The organism is Emticicia sp. (assembly GCF_043780375.1).
Taxonomy (GTDB): domain Bacteria; phylum Bacteroidota; class Bacteroidia; order Cytophagales; family Spirosomataceae; genus Emticicia.
The window spans coordinates 1-13,895 of sequence record NZ_JAYWCU010000222.1 but is presented as its reverse complement, the minus strand read 5'-3'; the positions used below and the strand labels follow the sequence as shown (position 1 = coordinate 13,895).

Here is a 13,895-nt window from a genome sequence, read left to right as displayed (position 1 = left end):
AATGGTTCGTAAGAAATTCGTTCGGTTAAACCTTCTTGGCGAGTTACGATTTCATCTTTGAGATATTTTTGTGAATTTTCTACGAAATATTTAATACGCACTCTTGCTCCGTTTACTTCATTACGTGCTTGTTGAAGCGGTTTTCCCATTTCGGAAGTAAGCGTAAACGCCAATTCTTCAATATTTTCGGCTAATAAATCAGAAAATTTTTCAAAAATGGTAATACGTTTTTTCAGAGTTGTTTTAGCCCAAGATTTTTGTCCCTTTTGTAAAGTTTTTAATTTTTTTTGAAGACTTTCTGCTGAATCTTCTTGTAATGTTGTAATAATTTCTTCGGTAGCTGGATTGATGATTTGCATGAAAACTTTGAGATTAAATTTTAACAAAAATAAACATTCAAACCGATAAACTTTACAAATATCCCTAAAACTCAAGCAATGTTCGTTATTTTTGTTGCTCATATCGAAAACACACAAATGAAAAAGACTTATCAAGATAAAATAGCCACATTACTTGCTGAAACAGCAGAATTAAAAAAGAAAAGTAACCAAATTTCGATGCTAAGATTGTTCCTAACTATCGGGCTTTTGATATTGGTCTATCAACTTTTCAAAATTCATGCAATTGTAGGCTCGATTTCTATTGTGGTAGGCATACTTTCTTTTTATTATTTAGTAAAAAAGCATGAAAAAATTGATGCTGAAATTGACTTAAAAGAAACGACACTCGCTGTAATCAAAAACGAGTTGAATTGCTTAGAAGGATTAATAAATGTCTATTATAATGGACAAGAATATGCAAAACCAACACATGCTTTCAGCGATGATTTGGATATTTTTGGTGAAGGTTCATTGTTTCATTTAATCAATCGTGCCAAAAGTAAATCAGGAAATGATTATTTGGCACATCAACTTTTGGACGAAAACAACACTTTTTCTGTTATTGAAAAGCAAGAAGCAGGCAAAGAAATTTCGTCTAAAACCGATTGGCGATTGAGTTTTTTTGCATCAATGTTTAAAATTTCCACCGAAGAGCGAGGCGTAAGCGAGGTTTTAAACCAAATTGAGCATCCGCCACATCTTAAATTCGAAGCATTTATTGGCATTTATAGCAAAGTCTTGCCTTTTTTGTGGTTGGGGGTTTTGGCTTCGGCTTATTTTGTTTCACCTACTTTTGCTGGCTACGGTGTTATTTTCCTTGCTTTGGTTAATTTTAGATTGACAGGAATAAATAGAAACCATACCGAAGAATATTTTAATACAGTTGGAGGTGCTGGACGATTGATGGAGAAATTTGGCGTTGCAACAGGACTTATCGCTCAAGAAAATTGGGAATCAAAAATTTTGAAAATTACCCACGAACAACTACCAATTTCACACTTAAATACAAAAAATCCGATTGATGATTTTGTAGTGATTTTGAAAAAATTAGATATGCGAAAAAATATGCTGGCTTCGCTTTTTCTAACAATCGCTTCACCTTTTGAGCCAGTTCAGGTAATTAAATTGCGAAAATGGTTACAAGAGAATCCTGATTTTTTTGTAAAAATATTCGATACGATTGGCGTTTTTGAATGTTATGCCAGTTTTGCAACGTTGCATTTTAATAAGCCAGAATGGTGCTTTCCTGCAATAAATGCCCAAGAAAAATTTAATTTACAAGGAATTGGATTGGGACATCCTTTGATAAATGAGGGAAATGCCGTGAGCAATGATTTTGTTTTTGATGAGAAAAATCGCCTAACCCTCATTACAGGTTCAAATATGTCGGGAAAAAGCACGTTTCTCCGAACAATAGGATTGAATATCGTTTTGGCTTATGCAGGTTGCCCAGTTTTTGCCAAGAAAATGAGTTTAAGTCTTAGAATCAAACTCGTTTGTTATATGCGAATCAAAGATTCGATTCAGCAAAATGCTTCCACTTTTAAGGCAGAAATTGAACGAATAAAATTGGTTTTGGCTGCCATCAATAGCAACGAAAATTCACTTTTTTTGATTGATGAAATGCTTAGAGGAACAAATTCGGAAGATAAACTGGCAGGTTCGATGGCTTTATTGGAGAAAATTGTAAGCTCAAATGCTTTTGCGATGGTTGCTACACATGACCTCCGAATGACAGAAATTTCAGAGAAATATCCTGAAACTGTAAAAAACTATTATTTTGAATATGCCACCGAAAATGGTGAATTATTGTTCGATTATTTGATAAAAGAAGGGGTTTGTAGGAGTTTTAATGCCTCACTTTTGTTAAAATCAATCGGTTTGCCGATTGGAGATAAATTTTAAAAACTTCGTTGCCGACTGTTAAAAACTGACGGCAACGAAATCTGTTTTATTTACCAGCCAGAGCCATTCCTTCAAACGAAATACCATCCCAACCAGTTTTTATAAAGTTTCTGATATTTTGATGATTGCTCGCTTCTGGGTTTTCAAGTACGTCAATTCTATAAAAAGCTCCGAAACAATTGAGTGTTTGTTCGACTGTAAAGTTTTGAAGTTTAGCAAATGAAAATAGTTTGCACGAACCAGAATTCTGCCCTACTTCGTTGCGTAAATCACCATTTTGAAAAGCTGTTGGTGTAAAATCATACAAGGCTTCTATGACTGCCATTGTATCGGCAAACTCTATTTGATTAGGTGTTGCGTTGAGTTTTTGTAGAAAAGAATCGAGAGTCATTATTGTATTTTTGATTGAATATTTTCGACAAAACTTTGTCGGATTTTATATGAAAAACTATTTTCTTCGGCATTAATAATTCTCTCAGGATGCCACTGTACAAGCATCATATAATGCTCAAAATCAGCGTCTTTCCATTCTAATCCCTCTACGATTCTGTCATCCGATAAAGCATTGATTTTCAATGATTTAGCTATAAAATCAGCCGATTGGTGATGAGCCGAATTTATTTCTCCGAAGACTATATTTGTGATTTTCGATAGTTCAGAGTCATGCAAAACCTCTACTGCGTGGTAGCGGTCTTGACCTTCGTGAAATTTAGAATGGTCACTTTTTCCAACACTTGGAATATCAGAAATAAGTGTTCCTCCCAAGAAAACATTGACTAATTGCAAACCTCGACAAATGCCGAGAACGGGTAGCTTTTTCTCGAAAATATATTCACAAACTTTCCATTCAAATTCATCTCTTTGCTCGTCCATAAAGTCGGAGTTGCAAAGATTTATTGCTTCGGGTTTGCCATAATATTTTGGGTGAATATCTTCTCCGCCAGTCAGCACGATACCGTCGCATTGCTTGATTTGCTCAAAATTATTTTCTTTATAACTGAGCCTAACAGTTTCAATATTAGAAACGCCGCTCGCAGGACTTTGCGATAAAATCCAGCGTTCATAAATGGGGTATTTTGCTCCGCAGTCGGTGATTCCTATTTTCATTGAGGATTTTCCAAAGAATCGTAATATTTAAAAACACTTACAATTCCATTTTCTGATTTTAGATTAATTTTATTTTCTTTGATATATTCACCTACGACATCTTTTTTATTACCAAAAAGGTTCAAAAGTTGTTTTCCTTTTGGTAATTGTACGACTTCATCTTGCTTTAGCATAAAATATTTAGAAGATTTAATAAATTCACCTTCATATTCGCCCACACCACCAGAAATCTCATAACCTGTTTTTTCGACCGAACTGTTGGCATTTAAAACACAAGAATGTTCTTTCAAAATTACACTTTTACTAATATAAATTACTTCAAAATAAGCTTTCTCAAATTGACTAAAATGATGTCCTGATATAGTAAATGCTTGAGGTTTGATTGTTAGAGCATCTTTGCTGGGGTCTTCTACTACATAAAGTTCGCTTTTTTGTACATTAAACGCCATCAAAAACTCCATGTCTTTGCCATTTTCTGTGCTTATTTTCCCTTTGTACCAGCCATTTCTAAAGAATGGAGTTCCTTTATAAGTTTTTGTGAATTCTTGATGTGTATTATTTACAATATCTCTCGAATTGTAATAAGCCTGAAAAGTAGTATCCCCATTGTTTTTATTGACAATGATTTTACTATCACTGCTACCAGGAATCTGTATTTTTCTTAAAAAATAATCATAGGTATTAGGTTTTTGCCCATGAATATTATTGAAAAAGAGTAGAAAAATGATGAAAGTCAAAGAGAGTTTCATAGTTTTATATATTTATTTCTAAACAAATATAAATATTTTTTCTAATTACAAAGCCTCTAAGTACAATTTTTTGAAATCTTCTCTTGAAACAGGTTTTGGATTGTTTGGATGGGCAAAATCTGCTATTGCTAAGTCGGCTAAAGTTTCGATATGCTCACTTTTCACGCCAATATCACGCAAGCGATGCGGAATATTAATTTTTGAATTCAAATCAAATAAATACTGCACAACAGCTTCGCCCGACTCATCTTTTAAATCAAGTGTGCGAGCTATTCGCTTAAATTTGTCTTCAAATCCTGCAATATTAAACTTCATTCCGTACGGTATATTGACTGCATTTGCTAAACCATGATGGGTATCGAGCAATGACGAAAGTGGATGAGCTAATGAATGAACTACGCCCAAACCTTTCTGAAAAGCCACTGCCCCCATCAATGAGGCCATCAGCATTTTGCTGCGAGATTCTAAATTCGTAACGCCGCCCGCAGGTTTATTTACTGCTTTTTCTAAAGAATTGTGTATCAACGAAATGCCTTCTAAAGCAATACCTTCACACATTGGATGCCAATTTTTTGCCAAAAATGCTTCCATGTTGTGCGTAAGTGCGTCCATGCCTGTTGCTGCTGTAATAAATGGGGGTAAATCCATCGTTAGCATCGGGTCAGCGAAGATTATTTTTGCTAAAAGTTTTGGAGAAAAAAGTATTTTTTTTTGATGCGTTTCGTCGTCGGCAATGATAGCACTTCTACCAACCTCGCTACCCGTTCCTGCGGTAGTTGGAATAGTGATAAAATGCGGTACGTCGTTGGTTACAAATACATCGCCACCAATCAAATCATCATACTTGAATAAATCTTCTCGGTGATTGATTCTCAATAAAATAGCTCTCGCTACGTCAATTGCCGCCCCACCACCAATCCCAATGATACTATCTCGGTGCGTACCGTAATAGACCTCATCTCCTTTATAAACATCAGACTTAACTGGGTTTTTATGAATGTCACAGAAAACTTCGGTATTAATACCTTTTGCTTGTAAATTTTGCAAAATTTGCTTGAAAAATGGCAAATTAGCTACGTTTTGGTCGGTTACAACTAAAGGTTTTGAAAGGTTATTTTCTTTCAAATAGGCAGGAAGTTCATCGACTACACCCGCACCGAATCGAATTTTTGTAGGAAAATTGAATTGCGAAATCACTTTTATGTTTTTTTTAAATGATAATGACGAATATACAAAAAACCATAAATTGAACAAAATTGCATTGTTTAATTTATGGTTTTTTAGCTTTCCGAGTGTAATTTAGTCTCGTCTACCCAAATACATACTCAAATAGTAAAGCAAGTTTGCTACAGCACCAGCAGCGGCTACTACGTAAGTCAAAGCTGCCCATTTGAGGGCATCTTTTGCCATATCGTGTTCGCCAGGAGTAACAACGCTTTTCATTTCCATCCATTTCAAGGCACGATTACTGGCATCATATTCTACAGGCAACGTGATTAGAGAAAAGAGAGCAATTACAGCATTCGCAAGTATCAAAACCAATAAAACTGTCTGTGCCATTGGTGTATTTCGTGAGAAAATATAACCCATAAACATAAAACCAAACATATAGAATAGATTCATGCCTTTGGTAGCTATATTGACAACTGGCACTAATGTTGAACGCATTTTTAGCGGTGCATAAGCGACCGAATGCTGCACGGCGTGTCCACATTCGTGAGCTGCCACCGCTGCCGAAGCTGCATTATTACCTGTATAAACATCATAACTTAAATTAACGGTTTTGCTAATTGGGTCGTAGTGGTCAGTCAATTGACCATCAACTTGGATAATTCGTACATCATAAATACCATTATCATGAAGCATTTTTTGAGCAATTTCTGCCCCAGTCATGCCGCTTCTTAAATGTATTTGAGAGTATTCGGCAAATTTACTTTTTAAACGTCTCGATACCAACAGTCCGAGTAGCATAAAGACAATACTAATAATGAAAATCATACTTTTTGTTTTTTTTAAATTTATAAGCCACTTGTATAGTGGGTGGGAATTAAGTAATAAAACGATAATCAATATTATTCAGTTCCAATGATTTTTTTTGTATTGTAATGAATTTTTTTATAAATTTATTTTCATTATATACTTTTTGAGGTTGTTTAAGTTTTTCTGCTGGTAGAAAATGATACTTTTTTGACTTAATAAGGTTGAAAAGTAAAAATTTGCCAGCAAAACAAGCCTTTTTTGAATGAAGAGTAAGTTAAAAAGGTGCTTTTAAGCCCAAATCAAAAAACTTAAACACATCTTAGATGACTCAAACTTCAAGCAAAAGTACAAAGTTTGGTCGTAAGAAAATCATATCTTTTCTCTAATAATTTTTACAATTTGCCTTTGTGCGTTTTTCATAAGATATTCTTTGTTTTTGTGATAATACTTCAAACGGTTTTAATAATAATGACTTCAAAATACAATGAAAGTTTAATTTTTGATTGTATTATTCGGACGGAGTTCCACGTTTGTTTTTCTGATAAATCTCAATGGTTCAAACTATTATTTGACGATATTTGCTATGAGATCAACCACACTGACTTTTATTTTCCTCTGGTAACGATACTAATTGTCACTCTTTTACTAAATTTAGTAGCATATCTGTTGAAAAAAATTTTGTGAAAAACTTTCTTGTAATCAGTTGATTATTACTGTTTTATGGACTATTTTCTATTCATTAGTAACCATGAAATGTACTAATGCAACCAAATTTTATTTGGCTACGTCTTTCAGTATATATTATAGAACTATAAGCAAAAAAATAGAGATGAAAAATATATTTATTTTCATATTGATAATGAGTTGGTTTTTTTTGGCTTGCGATAGCGTGAAAGATTTACAACCTCAACAAAATCTAAATGAGGCGGTGCCACAAGCAACGGTCAATGCTATCAGACAAGCTTTCCCTGAAGCTACAAAAATAAAGTTTTCAACTATCGAAAATAACAAAGTTTGGCAGTCAGATTTTGAAGTGAAGGTTGAGCCAATGTCTGCCATTGTTAATCATTTAGGTATAATAACAGAAACTTACAAGGTGACTGGAGAGGTGGCTTTGCCCGAAAATATAAAGAAATATATTGAAACCAATTATGCTGGTGCAACCATTAAAAATGCATCTCAACAAATTGGCAAAAATGGTAAAGTTGAAGGATATAAAGTAGTAATTAAGAGTAAAGAAGGTAAAGAAATTACTTTAGTTTTTGATGCTACAGGTACGCTAACGCTGCTCATTACTGACGATAGAAACAATAATTTACCAGTTCTAAACCCACCAAAGATTTATTTTATAGAACAAAAAGATTTACCCGAAGTAATAAAAACGTACCTCAACAGTAAGCACCCAGAATATAAGTACATTAAGGCGGCAGTTATTGTTGATGGCATTACCAAAACCTACTCGGTAGTTGTTAGTAAAGATTTAACCTCGTTTGAATATTTATTTGACGAAAAGGGGAATGTACTAAAATCTAGCTCATTTGGGGTAAATGCACTCCCCAATCGAATAGAAGATAAGCCATTGATTATTAGTGATTTACCTATAAGTATTAAAAACTATTTAGATAAAGTATTTAAAGGATGGGCTTTCGAAAAAGGCATTTCTATTTCACAAAATGGAACTTTGCTGGGATATAATATTTTAATCACTTTTGATAAAAAACAATATTCCTTGCAATTCGATAAAAATGGTATGTTAATTGGGAAAGAACAAGTAGGAGGCAACATTGGCACTAATAGCAACAAATATGACATTAAGCCGATTCTACCAAAAGATTTGCCCAAAGAAATTACTAATCTTTTAAATGAGAAACACAAAGATTTTAAATATATTCAAGTATCGCTTATCACCGAAAAAAATGTAAAAACATATTGGGTAACAATTTTAAAGGGGAATGTTACTTACGATTATACGTTTGATGAAAAAGGTAAAGTGCTTAAAGTAACCGAAATAACAATTAAAGTACCCGACAGTAAAATAGCCGAAAAGCCGCTTGAAGCAAAGGATATTCCGAATAAAGCAAAGGAATATTTTAATAAAAATTATGCAGGATGGGTTTTTCAGAAAGGAGTGGTAACCTACACTTTTAACACCGTTTTGGGTTATTTGATAGCAATCAAAGTAGGAAACGATTATTATTATATTAATTTTGATGCAGATTCTAACTTCTTATTAGCAAGAAGAGGATAAATATGCCCATAGACAAGAGCCAATGGTCAACAGTAAATTTATCCCAAGATGCTGTTGTAAACCGTTTTCAATTTTAAACTGTTGATTATCATGCTGTTTTTTACTATTAATTGCCCTCTATTGACTACTTAAAAATATAGCAACCCTTTTCGGATGCGAAATGAGATAGAATTAGTTCTTGGCTGTCAGCGTAATGACCCCAGAGCCCAAGCAGCCTTTTACAACCTGTATAAAGGTCGACTTTTGGGTGTATGTCGTCGTTATGCCCGAACGGTAATGGAAGCCGAAGATATTTTTCAAGAAGCTTTTATCAAAATTTTCAATAAAATAAACGATTTGCAAAAACCAGAATCGGTTGAATATTGGGTGAAATCTTTGGTTGTTCGCACAGCTATTGACCACTACCGACAAAATTCAAACGAACGGCAATTTGTTGATTATCAGGTAATTGAGAATTTTAGTGAGCCAGATATTGGTATAGTTTCGCAGTTGGGTCATGAAGAAATAGTTGGGGTAATTAATCAACTACCCGATGGTTATCGAATGGTTGTAAATATGTATTTGATAGATGGTTATGAGCATAACGAAATAGCTAAAATTTTGGGTATTTCGGAAGGCACTTCCAAATCTCAATTATCAAGAGCAAAAGTACATTTAAGAAAAACATTACAAGAAATGGGGGTGGTACAATGATTGGGCGAATGAATAATAGACAATAATTTATAGCAGATATATACCCTTTTGGGGGGTTATGAAATCAAAAGACGACATACAACAAAAACTTTCGGAAAAGTTTCAAGACTACGAAGCAGTACCTCAAGATGATTCTTGGGCAAAAATTCGTTTTGGCTTAGACATTAAAGAAAAATTTAGTTTTTATGAAGTTGAACCACAAGACAATTCTTGGGATAAGATTCAGTTGTCTACTGAGCTTTCTGAGAAATTTCGTGCGTATGAAGCCGAACCTCAAGCTGAATCTTGGGCGAAAATTAAAGCCGCAATTGAGCCTGAGAAAAAACGTCTTTTAGTCATTTTTCCATTTTTTTATCGTGCAGGAATCGCAGCCAGTATTGCTTTACTTTTGGGTTTTGGCTGGCTTTTAAGTAGGAGTAAGCAAGATGACACTTCAAATGTAACATTGAATAAAAACGTACAAAAGGCTGCTGGCGAATCGCATAATCAGCAATTTGGTAGCTCTAAAAATAGTGTTGATAAACCAAATACTCAAATTAATTCTTCCCCCAAAAACAATTTAGAAGAAAAATTATCAGAAAATAGAAAATTTTTTCCAAATAAAATCAAAGGCCGAAATAAAAATGTTGATAAACTTTTGAAAAAAGAAACTTTTGCTCAGAACAAAGCCAAAATAAAGAGCCTGAAAGAGCAGAATAATTTGCCAATAAGAGTAGAACACAATAAAAATGGCGGAGAGAATGTAATTGCAGAAAACCAAAAAATAGTTATTCCTGAAATTGAGTCGAATGATAAAACCTTGACTTTTAATATTTTAAGTAGTAAATCATTCAAAGAAAGATTCATCAGAAAACCTTTTGGTGCAATTGCCTACAATAATGAAAGACCAATGCTAGAGCAAGAAGAGCGGGTTAGAAGAAAACTGATTTTGACTACCAGCTTGATGCCTTTGCAGGCTTATCAGGCCTTAACAATTCTGCCACAAACAAATAACTATATTCAGCAAGTAGGAACTCTCAATGCCTTTGATGCTCAACGTTTGGGTATTCAGCTTAGAATAGGTGCAATGAAACCGCTATCAAATCGTTTTTCGACTGGTGCATCGTTCACTTATTCGGGTATTCAACAACGAGTAAGTTATGAAGTAAATAAAGGAGAGTACGAAATACAAACTACTGATAATCAGACTTATACCTTAGTAGGTTTGGGTACAAGTGTTAATCAAAGTGCGTTTTTACAGACAGTTGGACTAAAAATTGATAATTCGTTTTTGCTTTCAAAAAAGAAAAATGAAGTTTACATTTTAGGTGGGGGAGAAGCCGTTAGAGTACTTAATGATAATGAGTACGCCTATTATCTCAATGCTTCGGTGGGAGTATCGTATCCTACCAAAAATGGTAAATCAATTTGGATAGAGCCAACCTTCCGATATAGCCTTTCGCAATCGCTCGATGCTAACAATTACCTACAAATCAGACCTTATAATATTGGTTTGAATGTTAGAGTTAATTTTATGTGATAATAGCTTGATATCCAATTCAATATAGGCATTGATAACATCTTTGAGATAAGCCATTTTATCTTCCTTCGTTTCGGCAAAAATTACTTCTGGACCCCCCCAAATTGAATAAATTCTTCATATAAATGCTGTAATGCCGATTTTCAAAATCTATGTATCAATCTGAATGAATTTGTTAACCTAAATATCAAAACCAGCAATCAGAAAATCGAAATTTTTATTGATAACAAACTGGCTTTTACGGCAAATTACAGCAAAAATTTAGACAATTTGGAAGCAATTGACATTGATTTTCAAAATTCAGGTTCCGTAGATTACATGAAAAGAACAAACATTAAAACAAGAAAATTGCTCTTTTTTGATAATTTCGATAAATGAAACTTGGCATGAAGTTACATTTAAATATTGCTACTTTTTTACCTTAAACAACTCTGAATCAGTGCGTGCTTCGCTCATTATTTTTTCCATTTCGGCAACAATAGTGGGGTATTTTGAAGCTAAATCTGTTGTTTCTGAAAGGTCTTTGCTTAAATCGTATAACTCAATTTTATTGCCCTTTTCACTTTGTTTTACTGCTTTCCAATTGCCTTTTCTTATTGCTTGGTCGAAACCCCTTTCAAAAAACTCCCAATACAAATAATCGTGTTTTTTGCTTGTTTTTTTGCCATGTAGCGTATTTACGAACGAAACCCCATCAATATTATGTGGTGATTTTGCTTTTGTCAAATCTGTCAAAGTGGGCAAAACGTCCCAGTTAGCCCACGGTTCGTTGGTGGTTTTGCCTTTTGGTACTTTCGCTCCCCAAGCAATCATTGGCACTCTGATTCCACCTTCATATAAATCTCTCTTGAAGCCTTTTAGCTTGCCATTGCTATCAAAAAACTCCATTTCTCGGCCACCTTCATTGTGAGGGCCATTGTCAGAAGTGAAGAAAACATAAGTGTTTTTGTCAAGATCTAACTCTTTTAATAATGCTATCAAGCGACCAATATCTGCATCCATGTGGTCAATCATGGCGGCGGTATTGGCATTGGGTTTGTCTTGTGAACGATACGATCGCCCTCCCTTTGCTTTTTGGATAAATGGTTTGTTTTCAGGAAAAACACTACTTCCATCAGCTTTCAGGTATTTTTTTAAAGTTTCTTGTGGAGCGTACATTTCAGCGTGCGGCATCGTGATAGCCCAATACATAAAAAATGGACTTTTTTGATGATTTTTTACGAATTCTAATGCTGCATTTGTGATAACAGGATGTGAATGTTTCAACGAATCCATTTTATATTCAACACATTTTCCCGATTTTATTTCCCATAAATTGTTGGTATAATAGCGATGTGCGTGCCCCTGAGTAGTATAACCAAAAAACTCGTCCCAACCATGTTTTTCTGGCGAACCACTATTGTTGCTTTGTCCAAGTCCCCATTTTCCGTACATACCAGTGCTATAACCGTTCTCTTTCATAGTTTTGGGTAAAGTTTTTTCCTCAGTCCTAATCGGAAATTCGCCATTGCCTCTTATATAGGCGTGTCCCATGTGTAAACCCGTCATCAAAGCGTAGCGAGAGGGAGCACAAACGGTGTTTCCTGAATAAAAATCTGTGAAACGTAGTCCTTCAGCAGCCATTTTATCAAGATTTGGAGTCGGAATAATCTTCTGTCCATAACAACCCAAATCTCCATAACCTAAATCATCTGCCATTATATAGATGATATTGGGTTTTGTACTGTCTATTTCATTTTCTTTTTTTGCCGAAATCAATGCCAAGAAAACAGATACTAATACAAAGCGTAAAACGATTTTTTTCATAAAGGCTGCCTATTTTTATTGATGAAAGATAGGCGTTTTTCTTAAAAATTGCATTATGAACTTGCTAACTTTATAAAATTCAACTCAAAAAGTCAAACTATCGAAAGATTAACCTGTTTAAATTTTCTTAATTTTTTGTTACTTTTTGAATTAAGATAAAAAGTAAGGTAGAGATTGAAGATCGAATCTGTATTTTTAAAGTTTAAACAGCTTCGACATATTTTTTGCATTTTTCTAAAAAATCCGTTCTTTTGTACTCACAAACTCATTTAAACATTTTAACTAATGAAATTTAAAATCACACTTTTTGTCATATTATTATCGCTATTAGGCATCGGTTATTATTTAACAGCAGGTTATTATTCGAAGGGTGAGCGAGCAGGTACTATCTCGAAACTCAGCGAAAGAGGCTATGTTTTCAAAACTTATGAAGGTGTTCTCAATGAAGGTGGTTATTCTGGCGAAACAGGTACACTTACCCCTCGTTACTTCGATTTTTCATGTAAGATAGACACTACTATTGTAAAACTTCAAATGGCATTGAAAACAGGTGAGCGAGTAACTTTACATTATTCGGAGAAGTTTTTTCAGTTTCCATGGAATGGCGATACTAAATATTTTATTAATAATGTGGAGTTTATCACACCACCGAAAGATGATTTGCTGAAACCAGAACCTACTCCTGTTAAAATAGAACCCGCAAAAAGTGATTCTACTTTATAAAACAAAAAAAAGGCCACCTAAAAGGTGGTCTTTTTTGATTTAAACTTATTTCCTATAATCTAATATTATTATTCTTTTTCGTCTTCTATAACGCCATCTTGATCACCAGGTTTTACGTCCATGAGTGCATCAGCGTTATTTGCTACTGTTGCTTTAATTTTTGTTTCTAATTCTGCCATTAATTCAGGATTATCAACCAACATATCACGCACACCGTCACGCCCTTGACCTAATTTTGAAGTACCATAAGAGAACCATGAACCAGCTTTTTTAACAATCTCTAAATCAACTGCCAAGTCAAGTACTTCACCTGCTTTCGACACACCTTTTCCATATAGAATATCAAATTCTACAACTTTAAACGGCGGAGCAAGTTTGTTTTTGACAACCTTCACACGAGTACGATTTCCTAATACATCATCACCATCTTTGATCGCCCCAATACGGCGAATATCAATGCGAACTGAAGCATAAAATTTCAAAGCATTACCGCCTGTAGTTGTTTCGGGGCTACCAAACATCACACCGATTTTATCACGCAATTGGTTAATAAAAATAACGCAACAGCCAGTTTTATTAATCGTTCCTGTGAGTTTACGCATTGCTTGCGACATCATTCGTGCTTGTAGTCCCATTTTGCTATCGCCCATGTCGCCTTCCAATTCGGCTTTTGGTACAAGAGCGGCTACCGAGTCAATCACAACAATATCAACTGCACCTGAGCTTATCAAATGCTCAGCAATTTCGAGGGCTTGCTCGCCATAATCGGGTTGCGAGATAAGCAA

Annotated in this window: 13 protein-coding genes; 5 read left to right on the top strand and 8 right to left on the bottom strand. The window is 34.4% G+C overall.

Going from position 1 to position 13,895, the window contains the following annotated elements:
• Positions 1-359: aldehyde dehydrogenase family protein (locus ACH2CJ_RS17250; RefSeq protein ID WP_394994461.1), on the bottom strand; the 359-nt coding region annotated here is incomplete at its 3' end.
• 117 nt (positions 360-476) lie between these two features.
• Here ACH2CJ_RS17250 and ACH2CJ_RS17245 point away from each other — a divergent pair.
• Complete coding sequence (locus ACH2CJ_RS17245) at positions 477-2,285, top strand: hypothetical protein (protein WP_394994458.1); 1,809 nt, start codon at positions 477-479, stop codon at positions 2,283-2,285.
• Between the two features lie 46 nt (positions 2,286-2,331).
• Here the strand turns inward: ACH2CJ_RS17245 and ACH2CJ_RS17240 are convergent, their stop codons facing one another.
• From ACH2CJ_RS17240 to ACH2CJ_RS17220, 5 genes are all read right to left on the bottom strand, one after another.
• Positions 2,332-2,676 (bottom strand): HopJ type III effector protein, encoded by a 345-nt coding sequence (locus ACH2CJ_RS17240; RefSeq protein ID WP_394994456.1) that lies wholly within the window; start codon positions 2,674-2,676, stop codon positions 2,332-2,334.
• The gene (locus ACH2CJ_RS17235; protein WP_394994453.1) at positions 2,676-3,392 is read right to left on the bottom strand and encodes a gamma-glutamyl-gamma-aminobutyrate hydrolase family protein; all 717 of its coding nucleotides are present in this window, start codon (positions 3,390-3,392) and stop codon (positions 2,676-2,678) included. Before ACH2CJ_RS17235 ends, ACH2CJ_RS17240 begins: the two co-directional genes overlap by 1 nt.
• Positions 3,389-4,141 carry a hypothetical protein gene (locus tag ACH2CJ_RS17230; protein WP_394994450.1) on the bottom strand — a complete coding sequence of 251 codons (753 nt, stop codon included), beginning with the start codon at positions 4,139-4,141 and terminating at the stop codon, positions 3,389-3,391. The genes ACH2CJ_RS17235 and ACH2CJ_RS17230 overlap by 4 nt, the downstream gene beginning before the upstream one ends.
• A gap of 45 nt (positions 4,142-4,186) precedes the next feature.
• A complete protein-coding gene (locus ACH2CJ_RS17225; protein ID WP_394994447.1) occupies positions 4,187-5,338 on the bottom strand; it encodes an iron-containing alcohol dehydrogenase in 1,152 nt (383 codons plus the stop codon).
• A 102-nt stretch (positions 5,339-5,440) separates the two neighbouring features.
• Positions 5,441-6,139: a zinc metallopeptidase gene (locus ACH2CJ_RS17220; RefSeq protein WP_394994444.1), complete on the bottom strand. Its 699-nt coding sequence runs from the start codon at positions 6,137-6,139 to the stop codon at positions 5,441-5,443.
• 811 nt (positions 6,140-6,950) lie between these two features.
• Between ACH2CJ_RS17220 and ACH2CJ_RS17215 the strand changes: the two genes are divergently transcribed.
• From ACH2CJ_RS17215 to ACH2CJ_RS17205, 3 genes are all read left to right on the top strand, one after another.
• Entirely contained in the window at positions 6,951-8,369 is a 1,419-nt protein-coding gene (locus ACH2CJ_RS17215; protein ID WP_394994440.1) for a PepSY-like domain-containing protein, read from the top strand.
• Between the two features lie 153 nt (positions 8,370-8,522).
• Entirely contained in the window at positions 8,523-9,062 is a 540-nt protein-coding gene (locus ACH2CJ_RS17210) for an RNA polymerase sigma factor (protein ID WP_394994437.1), read from the top strand.
• Positions 9,063-9,120: 58 nt separating this feature from the next.
• Positions 9,121-10,581 carry a hypothetical protein gene (locus tag ACH2CJ_RS17205; RefSeq protein ID WP_394994434.1) on the top strand — a complete coding sequence of 487 codons (1,461 nt, stop codon included), beginning with the start codon at positions 9,121-9,123 and terminating at the stop codon, positions 10,579-10,581.
• Between the two features lie 408 nt (positions 10,582-10,989).
• On the opposite strand, the gene ACH2CJ_RS17200 is transcribed toward ACH2CJ_RS17205, so the two are convergent.
• Positions 10,990-12,387 (bottom strand): arylsulfatase, encoded by a 1,398-nt coding sequence (locus ACH2CJ_RS17200; protein ID WP_394994432.1) that lies wholly within the window; start codon positions 12,385-12,387, stop codon positions 10,990-10,992.
• Between the two features lie 285 nt (positions 12,388-12,672).
• On the opposite strand from ACH2CJ_RS17200, the gene ACH2CJ_RS17195 reads away from it, so the two are divergent.
• Positions 12,673-13,110, top strand: coding sequence for a hypothetical protein (locus ACH2CJ_RS17195; RefSeq protein ID WP_394994429.1), 438 nt, complete (start codon positions 12,673-12,675; stop codon positions 13,108-13,110).
• A 68-nt stretch (positions 13,111-13,178) separates the two neighbouring features.
• Here ACH2CJ_RS17195 and recA read toward each other — a convergent pair.
• Positions 13,179-13,895: recombinase RecA (gene recA / locus ACH2CJ_RS17190; protein ID WP_394994426.1), on the bottom strand; the 717-nt coding region annotated here is incomplete at its 5' end.